This is a genomic window from Pseudomonas sp. 910_21 (genome assembly GCF_052850735.1).
The window spans coordinates 1-18,452 of sequence record NZ_VXCY01000016.1 but is presented as its reverse complement, the minus strand read 5'-3'; the positions used below and the strand labels follow the sequence as shown (position 1 = coordinate 18,452).

11 protein-coding genes and 2 pseudogenes are annotated in these 18,452 nt (G+C 63.6%); 11 read left to right on the top strand and 2 right to left on the bottom strand.

The genetic code is table 11. The annotated features are described in order from the left end of the window. From FW796_RS31380 to FW796_RS31335, 10 genes and pseudogenes are all read left to right on the top strand, one after another. Positions 1 to 942, top strand: a complete 942-nt coding sequence (locus FW796_RS31380) for a DUF58 domain-containing protein (RefSeq protein ID WP_346636334.1) — start codon at positions 1 to 3, stop codon at positions 940 to 942. Next, positions 939 to 1,433, top strand: a complete 495-nt coding sequence (locus tag FW796_RS31375; protein ID WP_346636335.1) for a DUF4381 domain-containing protein — start codon at positions 939 to 941, stop codon at positions 1,431 to 1,433. Before FW796_RS31380 ends, FW796_RS31375 begins: the two co-directional genes overlap by 4 nt. Beyond that, on the top strand, positions 1,426 to 2,502 hold the full coding sequence (locus FW796_RS31370) for a vWA domain-containing protein (RefSeq protein WP_446440667.1): 1,077 nt from the start codon (positions 1,426 to 1,428) through the stop codon (positions 2,500 to 2,502). Before FW796_RS31375 ends, FW796_RS31370 begins: the two co-directional genes overlap by 8 nt. Continuing rightward, complete coding sequence (locus FW796_RS31365; RefSeq protein ID WP_446440666.1) at positions 2,499 to 4,241, top strand: VWA domain-containing protein; 1,743 nt, start codon at positions 2,499 to 2,501, stop codon at positions 4,239 to 4,241. Before FW796_RS31370 ends, FW796_RS31365 begins: the two co-directional genes overlap by 4 nt. Further along, positions 4,238 to 5,872, top strand: a complete 1,635-nt coding sequence (locus FW796_RS31360) for a BatD family protein (protein ID WP_346636338.1) — start codon at positions 4,238 to 4,240, stop codon at positions 5,870 to 5,872. Before FW796_RS31365 ends, FW796_RS31360 begins: the two co-directional genes overlap by 4 nt. A gap of 255 nt (positions 5,873 to 6,127) precedes the next feature. Next, on the top strand, positions 6,128 to 7,372 hold the full coding sequence (locus FW796_RS31355) for an exonuclease SbcCD subunit D C-terminal domain-containing protein (RefSeq protein ID WP_346636339.1): 1,245 nt from the start codon (positions 6,128 to 6,130) through the stop codon (positions 7,370 to 7,372). Further along, positions 7,369 to 11,013 carry an AAA family ATPase gene (locus FW796_RS31350; protein WP_446440665.1) on the top strand — a complete coding sequence of 1,215 codons (3,645 nt, stop codon included), beginning with the start codon at positions 7,369 to 7,371 and terminating at the stop codon, positions 11,011 to 11,013. Before FW796_RS31355 ends, FW796_RS31350 begins: the two co-directional genes overlap by 4 nt. Continuing rightward, positions 11,010 to 11,630, top strand: coding sequence for a glutathione S-transferase (locus FW796_RS31345; protein WP_446440664.1), 621 nt, complete (start codon positions 11,010 to 11,012; stop codon positions 11,628 to 11,630). Before FW796_RS31350 ends, FW796_RS31345 begins: the two co-directional genes overlap by 4 nt. A 355-nt stretch (positions 11,631 to 11,985) precedes the next feature. Continuing rightward, positions 11,986 to 13,944 (top strand): HAF repeat-containing protein, encoded by a 1,959-nt coding sequence (locus FW796_RS31340; protein WP_446440663.1) that lies wholly within the window; start codon positions 11,986 to 11,988, stop codon positions 13,942 to 13,944. Between the two features lie 80 nt (positions 13,945 to 14,024). Then, positions 14,025 to 14,213 (top strand): annotated as a pseudogene (locus FW796_RS31335) (glutathione S-transferase); the annotation flags it as partial. Here the strand turns inward: FW796_RS31335 and FW796_RS31330 are convergent. After that, positions 14,197 to 15,783 (bottom strand): type VI lipase adapter Tla3 domain-containing protein, encoded by a 1,587-nt coding sequence (locus FW796_RS31330; RefSeq protein WP_446440662.1) that lies wholly within the window; start codon positions 15,781 to 15,783, stop codon positions 14,197 to 14,199. The pseudogene FW796_RS31335 and the gene FW796_RS31330 overlap by 17 nt on opposite strands. Further along, complete coding sequence (locus FW796_RS31325; RefSeq protein ID WP_446440661.1) at positions 15,783 to 17,942, bottom strand: T6SS effector phospholipase Tle3 domain-containing protein; 2,160 nt, start codon at positions 17,940 to 17,942, stop codon at positions 15,783 to 15,785. The genes FW796_RS31330 and FW796_RS31325 overlap by 1 nt, the downstream gene beginning before the upstream one ends. A 239-nt stretch (positions 17,943 to 18,181) precedes the next feature. Between FW796_RS31325 and FW796_RS31320 the strand changes: the two are divergent. Then, positions 18,182 to 18,328 (top strand): annotated as a pseudogene (locus tag FW796_RS31320) (glutathione S-transferase); the annotation flags it as partial. Positions 18,329 to 18,452 lie beyond the last annotated feature (124 nt).

Here is an 18,452-nt window from a genome sequence, read left to right as displayed (position 1 = left end):
ATGACTCAAGCCATCGCCGAACCCGGCATTCGCATCACCCTCGGCGAGCTGATCGAGATGCGCCATCGCGTGCGCGAGGTGCAGCTGTTCTCCACCCCCAGCCAGCGCAGCCCGCTGATCGGCCTGCACCACTCCAAGTTGCGCGGACGCGGTGTGGACTTCGATCAGGTGCGGGTCTACCAGGCCGGCGACGACGTGCGCACCATCGACTGGCGGGTCACCGCCCGTACCCAGGAGCCCCACACCAAGCTGTTCCACGAGGAGCGCGAACGGCCGATCTTCATCATGGTCGAGCAGAGCCGCCAGCTGTTCTTCGGCTCCGGGCTGATGTTCAAGTCGGTACTCGCGGCCCAGGCCGCGAGCCTGATCGGCTGGGCCGCACTGGGCCACAACGACCGGGTCGGCGGCCTGGTCTACGGCGACGACGAGCACTACGAAATCAAACCGCGGCGCAGCAAGCAAAGCCTGTTGCAACTGCTCAACCGCCTAGTGCGGGTCAACCAGTCGCTGCACAGCGACGCCCAGCCCCAGCGTGATGCCCTGGGCACCGCGCTGCTGCGCGGCCGTGAAGTGCTGCGTCCCGGCAGCCTGGTGATCGTGATCTGCGACGAGCGCGCCCTGAGCGACGCTGCCGAGCAGCAACTGAGCCTGTTGTCGCGGCATTGCGACCTGTTGCTGATGCCCCTGTCCGATCCTCTGGACCATGCCCTGCCCGCCGCCGGCCTGTTGCGTTTTGCCGAGCGCGGCGCCCAGTTGGAACTCGACACCCTGAACTACGAGCTGCGCCAGGCCTACCGGGCCATGAGCGAGGCGCGGATTGCCCGCTGGGAGCGTCTGGCGCAAAAGCTGCGGGTGCTGCTGATGCCCCTGAGCACCCAGAGCGAGATGGTCGAGCAGTTGCGCGAATACCTCAATCCGCAGCGTCCGGGAGCCGGCCGATGAGCAGCCTGGAACAACTGCAACCGCTGCTGCTGCCTGCGCAGGTGAGCCTGTGGCCGCCAGCACCAGGCTGGTGGTTGCTGGCGCTGCTGCTGCCGGTGCTCGGGTTCGCTATCTGGCGCTGGCGTCATCTGTGGCCGCGCAAGGCCGTGCGCACACGCAGCGAACAACCCCTGGACCCGGTGCGCCTGGCGGCCCTGGCAGAACTGGCGCTGTTGCCCAAGCCCTATGACGGTGCCCCGGCGGGAGCCTGGCTGCAGGCCCTCAACGCCCTGCTCAAGCGTCTGTGCCGCAACCACTATCCCTACAGCCAGAGCCACACCCTCAATGGCCGCAAGTGGCTGGCGTTTCTCGACAACCGCTGCCCCGCCGCCGGCCTGACCCGCTGGATGGTGCTGGTGGAAGGCGCCTACAAGCCCGAGTGCAAGCTCGATGACAAAGCCATCGCCGGCCTGACCCAGGCGGTGGACACCTGGATTCGCAAACATGTTTGAGTTCGCCTGGCCGTGGATCTTTGCCCTGCTGCCGATGCCCTGGCTGCTGCGCCTGGTGCTACCGGTGGCCGACAGCGGCGAGCCGGCGCTGAAGGTGAGTTTCCTCAGTGACCTGGAAGGCCTGTCCAAGCGCCGGGCCCGCGCCCACCTGCCGGCCTGGCGCCAGCAGGCACGGTTCATCCTGCTCTGGGTCCTGCTGCTGTTGGCCGCTGCCCGTCCGCAATGGCTGGGGGAGCCGCTGCCGGTGGCTGCCAGCGGCCGCGACCTGCTGGTGGCGGTGGACGTCTCCGGTTCCATGGACTTTCCCGACATGCAATGGCAGGACGAAGACGTCAGTCGCCTGAGCCTGGTCAAGCACCTGCTGGGGGACTTTCTCGAACACCGCGAAGGCGACCGGGTCGGCCTGATCCTGTTCGGCAGCAAAGCCTACCTGCAAGCGCCCCTGACCTTCGACCGGCACACGGTGCGGGTCTGGCTCGACGAAGCGAAGATCGGCATCGCCGGCAAGAACACCGCCATTGGCGATGCCATCGGTCTGGCCCTCAAGCGCCTGCGCCAGCGCCCGGCGCAAAGCCGGGTGCTGATCCTGGTCACCGACGGCGCCAACAATGGCGGCGAAATCCCGCCCATTACCGCCGCGCGCCTGGCCGCCGAGGAAGGGGTGAAAATCTATCCCATCGGCATCGGTGCCGACCCGGACCAGAGCGCGACCCTCGGCGTGCTGGGGCTCAACCCGAGCCTGGACCTGGACGAGCCGGCCCTCAAGGAACTGGCCGAAGTCACCGGCGGGCGCTACTTCCGTGCCCGTGATGGCCAGGAGCTGCAAGCCATCAAGGAAACCCTCGACCAACTGGAGCCGGTGGCCCAGCAACCGACCCAGGCCCGCCCGGCCCAGGCCCTCTACCACTGGCCCCTGGCCACGGCGCTGCTGCTCAGCGTGTTGCTGGTGCTGCGCGAGCGCTGGCCGCACAACCCGCTGCAACGCTTCTTCACCCAGTCACACTTTCTGCAGCCGACCCATGATTGGCGCCAGCGCCTCAAGCGCCTGCGTCTGCGGAGGCGTCGATGATCAGCCTCTGGCCCCATTGGTTCCGTCCCGGGTGGTTGCTGGTGCTGCCACTGCTGGCCCTGCTGCTATGGAAACTCTGGCACCGGCAGAAGCGCGCCGGGCGCTGGCAGATGATCCTGCCGCCGGCCTTTCATGCCGCCCTGCTCAGTGGCGGCAATGGCCGCGAGAGCAAACTGCCCTGGGTCGCCCTGGGCCTGGCCTGGCTGCTGGCAGTGCTGGCCCTGCTCGGCCCGAGCTGGCAGCGGGTGGAGCAAACCAGCCAGAAACCCGCCGACCCGCTGGTGGTGCTGCTGGAGCTGACCCCGCAAATGCTGGCCAACGATGTGCCGCCCAATCGCCTGGAACAGGCCCGGCACAAACTACTGGACCTGCTGCAATTGCGCAGCGACGCCCAGACCGCGATCGTGGTCTACGCCGGCAGCGCCCACACCCTGGTGCCGCTGTCCGACGACCTGGCCACCAGCCGCAACCTGCTGGACGCCCTCAAGCCATCGATCATGCCCCAGGCCGGCCAGCGCGCCGACCTGGCCCTGCTCAAGGCTCTCAAGCTGCTGGACCAGGGCGCTCTGGGCCAGGGCCGGGTGCTGCTGATGGCCTCCTCCCTCAGCGAACAGGAGCGCCAGGGCATCCGCCAGGCGCTTGACGGTGAAACACCGCAATTGCTGATGCTCGGCATCGGCAGCCGCGACGGTGCCCCGGTGGCCCTGGAAGACGGCAGCTATCTCAAGGACGACCTGGGGGCGATCCTGGTGTCGCGCCTGGACAGCCCGGACCTCAAGCAGTTCATCGGCGAGGTGGGCGGCCGCTACCGTCAGGCCCGCCTGGACGACAGCGACCTCAAGGCCCTGGGCCTCGCGGGGGGGCCTCAAGGCGTGCGCAGCGACGGCCAGACCCTGCGCCTGGACACCTGGGCCGACCAGGGCTATTGGCTGTTGCTGCCCCTGTTGCTGCTGGCGGCCTGCGCCGGACGCCGGGGCTGGTTGTTCTGCCTGCCGCTGCTGTTGTTCGGGCTGCCACAGCCCAGCTACGCCTTCGACTTCAACGACTTGTGGCTGCGCCCCGACCAGCAAGGCCGGCGCCTGCTGGAACAGCAGCGCCCGGCAGAAGCCGCACGGCACTTCCAGGACCCGCAGTGGCAAGGCGTGGCCCTGTACGAGGCTGGCAACTACAATGCCGCCGCCGAGCGCTTTGCCGAAGGCAACGACGCCCGCGCCCACTACAATCGCGGTAATGCCCTGGCGCGCAGTGGTGAGCTGGAAGCTGCCATCGACGCCTATGAACAGGCCCTGGAACGCCAGCCGGACCTGCAGCCGGCACTCCAGAACAAGGTCCTGGTGGAAAGCCTGTTGCAACAGCAGCAAGCCACCCCGCCAACGCCGCCACAGAAGCCGGAAAACCCCGACAGCGACGCCAGCAACAACCCCGGACCCAGCGGAGCGGCCACCCAGCCGGCCACCGGTAGCGAAACCCCGGACAACCCCGGGCAGCCACCGGCCAACGAGGGCGAGGCCACAGCGCCCGCCCCACAGAGCAATGGCCACAGTGAGGTGCCCGGCAGTGAGCTGGACGACCAGCACACCACCACGCCCTTGCGTCCGGCACAGGACAGCCTGGACGCTGAACACCAGCAGGCGCTGGAGCAATGGCTGCGCAAGATCCCGGACGATCCGGGAGAACTGCTGAGGCGTAAATTCTGGTACGAACAGCAACAACATCAGGATCAGGGAAAAATTCGATGACCCGCTGCACCGCCCTTCTGCTTGCCCTCGCGCTCTGGACCTCGCAGTCCCAGGCTGCCGGGCTGCTCGCCAGCCTGGACCGCAGCCAGGTGAACTCCGGGGAAACCGTCGAGCTGACTCTGGAGTCCACCGATGTCACCCAGTTCGGCAAGCCCGACCTGACGCCCCTGGACAGTCAGTTCGAAGTGCGCGGCACGCGCCAGGTCAACCAGCTCAACAGCCTCGGCGACAGCCACGCCAGCACCCGCTGGATCGTCACCTTGCTGCCGCGCCTGACCGGCACCCTGGAGATCGCCCCGCTGCAACTGGGCGACCTGCAGAGCCAGGCGCTGACCCTGCAGGTCAACGCCAGCCCGGTCCAGGATCAGGACGCCCGCCTGGAACCGGTGTTCATCGACGCTGAACTGGACCAGCCCAAGGTCTATGTCCAGGCCCAGGCCCTGCTGACCCTGCACATCTACCATTCGGTGCCGCTGTTCGACGACAGCAGCCTGAGCCCGTTGCAACTGAGCGACGCCCGGATCGAGCAACTGGGGGAGCCACGCACCTACGAAAAACTCATCAATGGCGTGCGCCATGGGGTGATCGAGATGCGCTACGCCGTCTATCCCCAGCGCAGCGGCGTACTGCAGATTCCGGCGCTGACCTTCACCGCCACCCCAGCCAACCCGGGCACCGGCACAGAGCCCACGTCCCAGGCCCCCAAGCCCGGCAAGCTGATCCACGTCAGCTCCGCCGAAATGACCCTGCAGGTGCTGGCCAAGCCTGCCACCTACCCCGCCGATGCCCCCTGGCTGCCGGCCCGCAGCCTGAGCCTGAGTGAAAGCTGGAACCCGGAGCCCGATCACCCGCAGGTGGGCGATTCCCTGACCCGTAGCCTGACCCTGCGTGCCGAGGGCTTGTCCAGCGCCCAATTGCCACCGCTGCCCCAGGCCGAGATCAACGGTCTGCGCAGCTACCCGGACCAGCCGCAACTGAGCAACCAGCACGTCGAGCACGGCCTGCTGGGGATTCGCGAAGACCGCCAGGCCCTGGTGCCGACCCGCACCGGCGAGGTCGAACTGCCGGCCCTCGAGATCACTTGGTGGAACACCCAGGAAGACCGCCTGGAGCAGACCGGCCTGCCGGCGCGGACCCTGCAAGTGGCGAACAACCCGAGCCTGGTGGTGGACACCCCGGCGGGCAACGCGCCGATCAGCGTCGACAGCGGCAACCTGTGGCTGTGGCAACTGAGCACCTTGCTGCTGGCCTGCACCACCCTGCTGGGCTTCGGCCTGTGGTGGCGCGCCCGCTGGCAACCGGCGGTGCTGCGCGCGGCCCAGACCGGGCCCAGCCCACGTTCGCTGCTGGACGACCTCAAGCGTGCCTGCCAGGCCAACGACCCCCAGGCCACTCGCCAGGCCCTGGACGCCTGGGCGCGCCAGCAGCCGGAAACCCTGGCCGACATGGCCGCGCGTTTCATCCCCCTGTCCGACGCCCTGGACGGCCTCAATGGCGCCCTCTACAGCGAGACCGGCCAATATTGGCAAGGTGAAGAGCTATGGCGAGCGATCCGCGCCATCCCCATCAACGACCGGGTCCAGGACCCGGTCGCGGACACCACCAGCCTGCCGCCGCTGTATCCCAAATAACCCGCTGCCGCGCAGTCCCCTCCGCGTAGGAGCCGGCTTGCCGGCGAAGAGGCCCGTAAGTCATGCAGCGCCTGGGCGGGCCCCTTCGCTGGCAAGCCAGCTCCTACAGCAACCGCCCCCCGTAGCGCCTCGCGGGGCCAATCGCGCCTGCATTTGCCGCAGCGTCGGGCATAAACACGCGTTTGCCAGTAAACTCTCGACCCTTTCGCCGCGGTCATTTTCTGTGCGGCCAGCCTTTTTCATGCGGAGCTTGCCTTGCGTCTGTTTCACACCTCCGACTGGCACCTGGGCCAGAACCTCCACGGCCAGGAACGCGACTTCGAACATGCCTGCTTTCTGGAGTGGCTGCTGCGCCAGCTCAAGCACGAGCAACCGGACGTCCTGCTGATCGCCGGCGATATCTTCGATACCGTCAACCCGCCGGTCAAAGCCCAGGAACGCCTCTACGACTTCATCGTCAGCGCCCACGAACAGCAGCCGGCCCTGACCATCGTGATGATCGCTGGCAACCACGATTCCGGTTCGCGTATCGAACTGCCCGCCCCCTTGATGCGCCGCCTGCGCACCCACGCCCTGGGCCGGGTGCTGTGGCTGGATGACGGCCAACTGGATGCCGAACGCCTGCTGCTGCCCTTGCCCGACGCCAGCGGAACGATTGCCGGCTGGTGCCTGGCCTTGCCCTTTCTGCGCCCGGCGGAAGTCACCGGCCCGCACCTGGGAGACGACTACCTCAAAGGCATCGCCCAGGTCCATGAATGGCTGATCGCCGCGGCCAATGCCAAGCGCCTGCCGGGGCAGGCCCTGATCGCCGTGAGCCATGCGCACATGGCCGGTGGCTCGGTGTCCGAAGACTCCGAGCGCAGCCTGATCATCGGCAATGCCGAGGCCCTGCCCGCCAGCCTGTTCGGTGCGGACGTCAGCTACGTGGCCCTGGGGCACCTGCACAAGCCGCAGAAGGTCAATGGCGAGGAGCGCATCCGCTACAGCGGCTCGCCGATTCCCCTGTCGTTTTCCGAGATCGGCTACCAGCACCAGATCCTCGACGTGCGCCTGGACGGCGAGACCCTGGTCAGCGTCGAACCGCGGCTGATTCCCCGGGCGGTCAACCTGCAACGCCTGGGCCCGGCCCCCCTGGGGGACATCCTGGCCCAGCTCGGCGAGTTGCCGGACATCGACCTGCTGGCCGAAGAACAGCGCCAGCCCTGGCTGGAAGTGCGGGTGCGCCTGGACGAGCCGCAACCGGACCTGCGCCAGCAAGTGGAAAGCGCCCTGCAAGGCAAGGCCGTGCGCTTGGTACGGATTGCCGCCGAATACGCCGGCAATGGCGGTCGCGACGGTGAAGACAGTGGCGCCGAGCTGATCGAACTGGATCAACTGAGCCCCGAAGAACTGTTCCGCCGGGCCTGGCGCGATGCCTACGCCAACGAGGTGGACGAAGCCACCCTCAAGGATTTCGCCCTGCTGTTGCAGGACGTTCAGCAAGAAGGTGAACAGCCATGAAGATCCTGGCCATCCGCCTGAAGAACCTGGCCTCCCTGGCCGGCCCGTTCGAGATCGATTTCACCGCCGAGCCCCTGGCCAGCGCCGGGCTGTTCGCCATTACCGGGCCCACCGGCGCCGGCAAGAGCACCCTGCTGGACGCCCTGTGCCTGGCGTTGTTCGGCGCGGTGCCACGGCTGAACAATATCGGCCGCGAGACCAAGGTCCCGGAAGTCGACAGCGAGATTCTCACCAGCGACCCGCGCACCCTGCTGCGCCGGGGCACCGGCAGCGGTTATGCCGAGGTGGACTTTGTCGGCATCGACGGACGCCGCTACCGCGCCCGCTGGGAAGCCAACCGCGCCCGCGACAAGGCCAACGGCAAGCTGCAAGCCAGCCGGCAGAACCTCACCGACCTGGACAGCGAACAACTGCTGAGCAACCAGAGCAAGAGCGAATACAAGCAGCTGATCGAAGCCCGGCTGGGGCTGAATTTCGAGCAGTTCACCCGGGCCGTGATGCTGGCCCAAAGCGAGTTCAGCGCCTTCCTCAAGGCCGACGACAAAGAGCGCAGCGAGCTCCTGGAAAAGCTCACCAACACCGCGATCTACAGCCAGCTGGGGCGCCGCGCCTACAGCAAGAGCAATGAGGCCAAAGAGGCCCACAAGGCGCTCGAGGCCCAGGCCAGCGGTATCGTGCCCCTGGAGCCCGAGGCCCGGGTCGAACTGGATCAACGCTTCAACGACGCCCAGCAACAGCTCAAGACCCAGCAAGCCCAGCTCAAGCAGCTGGAAGCCCAGCACAGCTGGCTCAAGGAATTGCGCCAGTGGCAGGAGGCGCAGCAAGAAGCCGCCGAGCAGTTGCAACAAGCCGAGCAGCAAGCCCTGACCCTGGCCCCGGAGCGCCTGCGTCTGCAACGGCTGGAGCAGTTGGCGCCGCAGCGTCACCAGTTCCTGCGCCAGATCGAGCTGCACCAAGCCCTGGAGCCCCTGCGCCAACAGATCGAGCAGCAGGCCGCGCAACAGGTTGAGCTGCAACAACGTCACCAACAGCAGCAACAGCAAGTGCTCGACGCCGGCAGCGCCCTGACCCAGGCCCAGAGTCAGCACAGCGACAGCGTCCCGCTGCTGCGCGAAGCCTTTGCCGAACAGGGCAACCTGAGTCGTCTTGGCCAGAGCCTGAACGACGCCGGCGAAACCCGTGACCGTGCGCAAAGCGCCAGCGCCGAAGGCCAGCAAAGCATCCAGCAACTGTTGGAGAAGCAGCGTCTGGTGGGTGAGCGCCTGGAGCGGATTGCCGGGCAGTTGGCGCACAGCGCCGCCCTCGCCCCATTGAGCGAAGCCTGGACGCTCTACCGCGAACGCCTGCAGCAACTGATGCTGATCGGTAACCGCCTGAACCAGGGCCAGGCCGAACTGCCGGCCCTGGAACAGCGGGCCGGCGCCGCGGCTCAGCAACTGGCCGAACAACGCAGCCACCTTGAATTGCTCTACAGCGAAGCCGGTGCCGAGCCCCAGGCCGTAGCCGAGCAGATCCAACTGCTGGACGGCCTGCTCAAGGACAACCGCAAGCAACAACGGGCCACCGAAGAGCTGGCACGACTCTGGGCCCAGCAACAGGAACTGGACCAGCGCGGCCAGGCACTGCAAGACAAGCAACAGGCCGTGGCCGTCCAGCGCGAAGCACTGAACAAGGCCGGCCTGCAAGCCAAGGCCGAACTGAGCGTCGCCGAGCAGACCCTGAGCGTCACCCAGGCCTTGCTGGAACGCCAGCGGCTGGCCCGCAGTGCCAGTGTCGAGGAGCTGCGCGGGCAGTTACAGGACGATCAGCCCTGCCCGGTGTGCGGCAGCGTCGAGCACCCCTATCACCAGCCCGAAGCCCTGCTGCAAAGCCTGGGACGCCATGACGAAAGCGAAGAAGCCAACGCCCGCCAGGCGGTGGACAGCCTCAAGGAACAGCTCAACGAACTGCGGGCCCAGGTCCAGGGCCTGATCGTCCAACAGAAGGAATTCCTCCAGCAACAGGAACAACTGGCCAGCCAGCAACAGGCTCTGGCCCCTAGCCTGCAAGCGCATCCGCAGAGTGCCAGCCTGCTGGACCAGGACCCGGCTCGACGCGATGCCTGGCTACGCCAGCAACTGGAGCAGTTGCAGCAGAGCATCACCCAGGATGAAGGCCGCCTGGATGCCTTGCTGACCCTGCAAAAAGACGCTACACGCCTGCAGCAACAGTTGCAGCAAGCACTCGAAGCCAGCCAGCAGGCTGCCCAGCATCTGCACAAACAGCAGGAGCAATTGGCCGCCGACCAACAGCGTCTCGAAGAAGAACTGGCCAGCTTCAACAACCTGCTGCCGGCCGAGGTGCTCGAAGGCCTGCGCCGCGACCCGGCCAGCACCTTCATGCAGCTGGACCAGCAGGTCCTGCAACGCATCGAACAGCTGCGCGAACGTCAGGACGAAACCGAAGAGCAACAGCAGCGCCAACTGCTGCTGGAGAAGGAACAGGACCGCCAACTGACCCGCCAGCAGCAACTGAGCGACGCTCAGCAGCAGCTCGACGCCCTGAGCCAACAGCAGCAGGCCTGCCAGGACAGGCTGGCCGCCCTGCTGGGATCGCACCCTAGCGCCGAACTCTGGCAGCAACAGCTCGATCAAGCCGTGGAACAGGCCCGCACCGCCCAGGCCAAGGCCCAGCAGGACCAGCAAGAGCTGCAGCAGCAACTGATCCAACTGAGCGCCGAGCTCAAGGCCCGACAAGAGCGTCTGCAGACCCTGGAAAGCGAACAGCAGCAACTGCTCGGCAGCATCGAACAATGGCGCGCCCAGCACCCGGAACTGGATGACGCCGGGCTGCAACAGTTGCTGGAACTGGATGACACCGACGTTGCGCAGCTGCGCCAGCGCCTGCAGGCCAACGACAAGGCCATCGAACAAGCCAAGGTCCTGCTCCAGGAGCGCCAGCAACGCCTGGAACAGCACCAGGCCCAGCACAACGGCAACCTGGAGGCCGGACAACTGCTCCAGGCCCTTGAAGCGCTGCAACAACAAGCCCTCGCAAGCGAACAGCAAGTGGCGGAACTGCGGGCGCAACAGGCCGACGACCAGCGCCGCCAGGACGCCAACCAGGCCCTGGGCCAGCGGATCAGCGAGGCCTACAACGAGTGGCAGCGCTGGGCCCGTCTGAATGCCCTGATCGGCTCGGCCACCGGCGACACCTTCCGCAAGATCGCCCAGGCCTACAACCTCGACCTGCTGGTGCACCACGCCAACGCCCAACTGCGCCAACTGGTGCGGCGCTACCGCCTCAAGCGCGGCGGCAGCATGCTCGGCCTGCTGGTGCTGGACACCGAGATGGGCGACGAGCTGCGCTCGGTGCACTCGCTGTCCGGCGGCGAGACCTTCCTGGTGTCCCTGGCCCTGGCCCTGGGGCTGGCGTCCATGGCCTCCAGCACCCTGAAGATCGAATCGCTGTTCATCGACGAAGGCTTCGGCAGCCTCGACCCCGAGTCCCTGCAACTGGCCATGGACGCCCTCGACGGCCTGCAGGCCCAGGGGCGCAAAGTGGCGGTGATTTCCCACGTGCAGGAGATGCACGAACGGATTCCGGTGCAGATCAAGGTCAGCCGCCAGGGCAATGGCCTGAGCACCCTGGAGGTGAAATGAGCAACCTGCCAACGCCCGGGGCGACCCTCTACTCCTTCCGCCGCTGCCCCTACGCCATGCGCGCGCGGCTGGCGTTGCGCTATGCCGGGGTGCAATTGCGGATTGTCGAGGTCAGCCTCAAGGCCAAGCCGGCCGAGATGCTCGCGCTGTCGGCCAAGGGCACGGTGCCGGTGCTGGCGGTGGAGGATCGGGTAATCGATGAAAGCCTGGAGATCATGCACTGGGCCCTGGACCAGCATGATCCGGACAACTGGCGGCTCATGGGCGCCCCCGAGGCCCAGAGGCAGATGGCGGCCTTGATTGCCGAGAACGATCAAGTGTTCAAGGTGCACCTCAATCGCTACAAGTACGCCGAGCGTTATCCCGAAGCGCCCATGGAGCACTACCGGGCCCGGGGCGAGGTGTTTCTGGCGCAGTTGGATAGCCTGCTGCAAGAGCAACGCTATCTGCTGGCGGAGCATCCGAGCCTGGCGGACATGGCGCTGCTGCCGTTTGTTCGCCAGTTTGCTCATGTAGATCGAGAGTGGTTTGCGCAGACGCCTTATCGCTTCTTGCAGGAGTGGTTGCAGGGGGGGCTCGAATCAGAATTGTTTCTGGCGGTCATGGCCAAACAATAACTTTCATAAGAGGCGCGGATCGGCAGTTTCAAATAGGTTGAGCTGCCGAAACCAACAGGCTTTCAGAATTTTCCTAAAGACTTCATGCACAACTAATAACTAAACTAACCCAACTCATTAAGTTCATACCCAACGCGACAATCACTTTACGCGCCTAGTTACTCCCCTCATGTAAGCAATACAACTTCGATTCACACCATCACGCCCAAAGCGGCCAACCCCCAAGCCAGACTGGCCTCAAAGCCTAATTACTGCGCAAACCAAGCCTCTACCTCGGCAGTAGCCTGCTCGCCCATAAAAAACTTCCATTATTCAGGCCGCTGTAATCATTTCCTATATTGCCAGGTTCATTACATTGAAATCGCCTTTTGCAACAGCCGCATTAATACTGATCTATGGAGTGATTTATTCAGCACAGTCCTGTGCCGACACTACTATCGACTTAAGTTCTTTGGGCGGTGATGGCTCGGTAGCCTATGGCTTATCGGCTGACGGCCACTTCATCGTCGGCACTGCGTTCGCGAACGGCAATCAATATGCGTTCAAATACAGCGATGCCACCGGCATGGTCAATCTGGGCACGCTGGGTGGCGTTCAATCCTATGCCAAGGCCGCATCCGCTGACGGCAAGGTGGTCGTGGGATTCGCCGGCGTCTCCAGTAACAACGCTCACGCCTTCAAGCACACCGACGCAACCGGCATGATCGACCTGGGCACCTTGGGAGGACTTACCTCACAGGCCACGGGCGTATCCGCTGACGGCTCCGTTGTCGTAGGCGATTCGACTACAACCAATGGCGACTATCGTGCGTTCAAACACACCGATGCGATCGGCATGATCGATCTGGGCACCCTGGATGCGGGCAACAGCGGCTACTCCCATGCCACTGCCGTGTCTGCGGACGGCAGCATCGTCGTGGGACACGCTGATATCGATGCCAGCACAGGCACGCAACACGCCTTCAAGCACACCGACGCGGGCGGCATGATCGATCTGGGCACCCTGGGAGGCCAAACCTCACAGGCGCTAGGCATCTCGGCTGACGGCAACGTTATCGTGGGAATGGCCAAGACCGCCACAGGCGCTACGCAGGCGTTCAAACACACTGACACCGCCGGCATGGTCGGCCTGGAGTCCTGGGGTGGCGATTCCTTTGCTTATGGCGCCTCCGCCGACGGTGCCGTCATCGTGGGTATAGCCGCGACGGCCACTGGCTATGCCCACGCATTCAGGCACACCGATGCCAGCGGCATGGTCGACCTGGGCACCTTAGGCGGTGAAACGTCAGCGGCGACCGGCGTCTCCGCTGACGGCAATGTTGTCGTGGGCCTCAGCCTGACGGGTGAAGGTGCCATGCACGCCGCGCTGTGGAAAATCACCGACACAGGCTCCCACCTTGTCGACCTGGACAACACTCGCACCGCCATGGCCAAGAACGCCAATCGGGCCTGGGGGATGCTCGATTTGCGCAGCGCGCAACTGGCTCGATTGATGAGCCAGCAATGCCAGATCGACAGTGGCTCGTTCTGTATCGGTGTTGGCCCAAGCTACAGTCGCAACAGCGGGGCCAAGCAGACCACCATGAGTTTGACCTTGGGGGTTCGTCCCACCGAGCATCTGCGCCTGGGCGTCACCCTGGATCAGGACCTCGATCAGCAACTGCCGGACAACTACGCCAAGGCAGGGTCGGCAGCACCGGCGGTCGCCATCTTCGCGGCCGTTGATGAGTCAGGTCACGGGCTGGGTTGGCAGGGCCGTGTGGCCGCAGCCTATGTGTCTTCCAAGGTCGACATCACACGCGAACAACTGGCTTATACCGAAGCCGGCCAAGGGCGTTCGAGCCTGCGCGGCAAGTCCTTCAGCATAGAAGGCGCCTATGGCGTGATGCTCAATGCGATGACCCTGACGCCGTATCTCGGCCTCAGCCAGACGCAGGTCAGCCGCCAGGCTTATCGCGAAAACAGCGGCGCGGTGTTTGCGGCCAGCTACGCGAAAATGGGCCGCACGACGACCAGCCTCAACGTCGGTGTACGGGGCGCCAGGAAGCTCACCCAGCAGCTTGAACTCAGTGCCAACCTGGAACTGACCCAGGACCTGCGCAACAACCGTGACGCCTTTCAAGCCCGGATGGAGTATCTGGGGCGATACACCTACCAGGCCGAAAAACAGCACAACGCTCGCCTGGGCGCAGGCACAGGAGTGAGCTATGCCCTGAACCAACACAGCGCCGTCCATACGGGCGTGTTCTGGGCACAGCAGCCAGGCGGCAAAGATGTGACCGGCATTCAGACCGCCTTCACTTATCAGTTCTGACGGCAGCCTATCCAGCCTGCCCGAGATCGCGTGCGGCCGAGGCCCCTTGTGCACGTTCGCCAATCAGTGACTCGGGCAGGCCCGGGAACCAGGCGCAGATGGCGGCCTTGATTGCCGAGAATGACCAGGTATTCAAAGCGCACCTCAATCGCTACAAGTACGCCGAGCGCTATCCCGAAGCGCTCATGGCGCATTACCGGAGCCAGGGCAAGGCATTTCTCGCTCGGTTGGATGGCCTGCTGGGGCCGAAGCTTACAAATCATCCATCCAGTCGCCCTTGGGTTTCAGGCTGGCCACAAACTCTTCGATTGCATAATCGTCATTCTCAAATTTCGCCAAAGAAGGGGCTGCCGGATTGCTTGCGGGCGCGGGTTGCTTAGTGTCTGTGCTGGCAGTTTGTGGCATCAGATTGACGCCGAACCTGTTGTCGAGAGGTTTTTTACCGGGTGTCGGTGAGGTGATGGTGATGATGGTTGCCTGGTCCTTGCGACGCAGGGGCATCACCACGCTGGTGTCGGCGTTCTGGTAACTGGCCATGGTGGCCAAGGCAATGCCCACGAACGGCGAGGCAGCACCGGTATCGCCCAGCCGTTGAGTCAGGTCGTAGCTTTCACGCGAGTCCAGCAAGTCCAGGGCGCTATGGGCCATGGTGAGCGCAGGCATCAGTTCGGCCAGTGGCACGCTGTTCAAACCACCGTCGTAGAACAACCGGGCCGGTGCTGGGGCAATCCCGTCGCTGGCTTTTTTCCAGCCTGCGGCCAGTTGCGCACTCAGGGCTTCGCGCTTTAGGCGTTCGCCGGTGTCAGGGCGCTGCAGGGAAACGGTGACCGGGCGATGGATCTGGGCCAGCACCGGTAAAGCGTCCCATTGCTCAAGGGCACGTTCGGTCCAGGGCTGAGGGATGAACTCTGAAGGTTGGAACTCCACGGCAGGTTTACGCCAACCCCAGCCGGTGAACTCGGGATCGATCCTGTTCTTGTTGACCTTGGTGAAGGGTGCGTAGTAACGCAGCCATTCGACGCGCTCGGGACGGCCGATGACCAGGGCGACCATTGAGTCGGTGAGCTCTCCTGGTTGTCGAGGGCCGGTTCCAAGTCCTATTGGCTTATTGCCTTTCGTTGTCAATGACAACGCCATGTTGAAGCCTTCAACGCTGTAAACCAGTACAGCCGGGAGATCCGGATGACGCTCAAATAGCTGGAATAGGTTTTCTAGCAATCCTTCGGGAGTGTCATTACAGACAATGCCATCCTGCACATTACGAATCCGGTGCCAATGCAAACCCGCTTCTGTACGGTAACTATTCACCATGCTGGTGAGCATTTCACGAGTCTCACTTGGAGTGAAACGCAGGTTCGGTATTTCAGGCTTCCAACCACCGACCACTGTAATAGTAGGGATTGGCCATTTCTCTAAAAAACTTCGCAGTCCCATTTCTAGGGCATCCGCCTTACGCTTTTCCCAGGCCATGTCCTTATCATCGGCAGTTACCGGATACTTCTTCGGGTCCATGGGCAAGATACTGCCGACATGCAGTGACTCCGCTTGCTTCGCACTCTGCTCTTGCAAAGCCTGCCAGGTCTGCCCCTGCCGAAATACATCCAGGCTTATGCCAATGCTGAGCACATCCAGAGTTTCCAATCGAGACGAAGTAGTGGGTGCACGATAGCGAGTTTCAGCGGTCATGTTGGAAGCCTTCTTGGCCAAGGTATAAGCAGTCACGGGCGTGGCCGAACTGGCAAAGCAGCGAATGGATGTCAGTGAGGTTTCGGCGGCCTGAATCAGTGGGCTGATCAGTAGCAAGCCGGAGAAAGACCAATACGTAAGTATGCGGTGCATCAGACGGGCCCTCCCAAACGGACAGGATTGCCCGCTCTGCGTCCCGCCAGAGACTGAGTAGCTACCAGAGAAGGCATTTTGTCCTTTACGGCATCCGGCAATTCGCCACACGTTCGATACGTTACTGTGGAGTTGATTAAGTTGCGATTGCCAGATGTTTCCTCCCGATAGAGTTCCTGCACAGCCTCATCTGGAACGTCAAGTTCAGCATCAGCTTGACCTCGTCCTCCACTGTCTTTCGCTTTCCAATCCAACCGCCAATCCGCCACCCGACACAAATACGCATAAAACGTCACATCATCCACGCTCTCTCCCGCCCCAATCGCCACGTCATAAGCCAGCACTCGCCGGCTATGGTCAGGGTTGTTGGGAATCGCCGAGTGAAACGACAGGGCCTCTTCATGCTCGCCGTTTTTGCCTCCCCCTTGCAGGCGCATACGAGCCTCGTAGGGGGTTTCTGAACGGGTCACCAGCACCTTGCCGTTGTCTGTCGCTCGGGCGACAAACACGTGGGTCTGTTCTGCCGTATCCTTGCCTTCATTGAGCGCCTCTTTGACGCTGGCAACATCGCGTCCGTACTTGAAGGCGACGGCCTCATCGATCGAATCCAGCTTGGCGTATTGCCTGCTTTCGGAGGTCCAGGCGCCGTTACTGATCGCGATGGACGCATCGATGGGCGCCAGTGTGTCCTTGACCTGATAGACACCGCTGTTTGAGTCCGCTCCCGGCATGACCACCGTGCCATCGGCGTCAAAGTTGGTTTCAACAGGCACCGGCAACAACGGCGCGGTCAGCATCACCGACTTTCCTTGTTCAAGGGAGGCGCGGGCCACGGACATCCGCTGCAGGCAAGGCAGACCGGTGTCTTCCCAGGTGTCCTCACCCTTCAACAGCAATGGATAGACATAGGGTGGCGTGTGCAGGCCAATCAGCTCTTTTTTCTCGCCGCGTTTGCGCAGGGTAAAGATCCGTTGGTGAAAGCTCAGTGGCAAGGTACTGCGTACCGGCTTGCCATACAGGTGTTCGTCAACGCCCTGCCAGCCGATCCCCTGCACGTTGGCAAGGCCGACGGTCTGGTCCTGAGGGGTGAAGTACAGAAAGATACTGCCGCGGTTATCGCGCTCGTTGAACGAAATCTTTTTACCATCGATGGTGGTTTGCGACGCAGGCCCGCCGCTCCAGCCCGACCCGCCAATGGCGCCATCACCCTGGCAGTTTTTCAGGGCGACGCTCGACAATGCCGGGTACGGATTGGGCGCTCCGGCGATGTATTTGAGGATCCCCTCCAGAGTCGCAATGCGCGCCTCTGAGGTTTGCTGGCTGCCGTACCCCTGAAACTTCTCCGTGGTGGGCTCACGCAGGCTATAGGGGGAGTTGATCATCACCACGCCGTCGGCCGGGCGTACCTGAACCTCGTCATCCTTGAGAAAGGCATGGGCCAGCAGATTGATCAGCGTGCCCTGGCTGTGACCCACCACATTCACCGTGTCGTTCGGGTAGCGTTTGCGGATGATCCTGATCAACATCGCCAGACGCATGGCGGCCAGCACCATGTAGCGCCGGCCGGGTGCGGAAAACAACGGGTGGGTCAGCTCACCGGCAAAGAAGTCCAGGGAAATGAACCCAAACAGCTTGCCGTTGAAACCCTTGCCCCACATATCGGGAAGGTTGGTGGTGGCATTGACGAAATGGCCCCCCTCCAGGGTGCCGGCCTTGTCCAGGCGGTTGTTGTTGCGGTCCAGCCATTCACCGTGGGGCTCGGTCTTGTTGATTGCCCCCTCTTCTTCGCGAAACCCCCAATAGAACGGAATCACCACGCTTCGCGTATCTGCGGCACTGAACTTGCGCCGGTAATACACCGCATCCGGGTTGGTCGCCTTGCCATCATCGTCCTCAGGCAGGCTGTAGCTGGCCGGCCGGAGAAAACCTGGGCTGCTCACCCCGTTGGGCAGCACCGAGGGCATGTCCAGGCGTTCATTCAGCCCCGCACACAAGCCGCGCTCGATGCGCTCGTAGCAACCGGCCAGGTCGTTGACCCCATGTACGACGATGGTCACGCAGGGCTTGGGCGGGGTCGCGATCAGGTGCACGTCACCACCGCCCGGCATGGTGATTGCCTGGCCTGTGCAAATGGTCCTCATCCGAACGGCGTCATTCATTGTGCATTTGCTCCTTGATGGCCTGAAAGACAACCTTTCACGTCGTCCAGCCGGATCACGTCCAATCCTTTCAGGGACGAGGCTGCGCAGCAGGGCTGAATGGTTTGGCCTGACGACACGGGTGCCAGACCTGACCCTCTACTGATGCTGCGCAAAAAAACCGGCGCCAGACCATAACAAAAGAGCCAGCGAGTAAATCTAGGAAGTATCTCAAAGCGTTCTGAGCGCAGTGCGGCCCACTGTCACAGGTACCGTTTGTTCGCCAGTTTGCTCATGTGGACCGGGAGTGGTTTGTGCAGGCGCCTTATCGCGCCTTGCAGGAGTGGTTGCAGGCGTTTCTTGAGTCGGAGTTGTTTGTAGGGGTCATGACCAAGACTTTGGCGTGAGTTTTATTGTGGGGTTGGGGGGGACATATCCATTGCTGCGGGTGTGGCCACTTAGGGTTTCGCTCTTACAGCGAGTCACTTTGGAAAGAGCCCAAAGTAACCAAAGGCTCTTGCCCCTCCACTT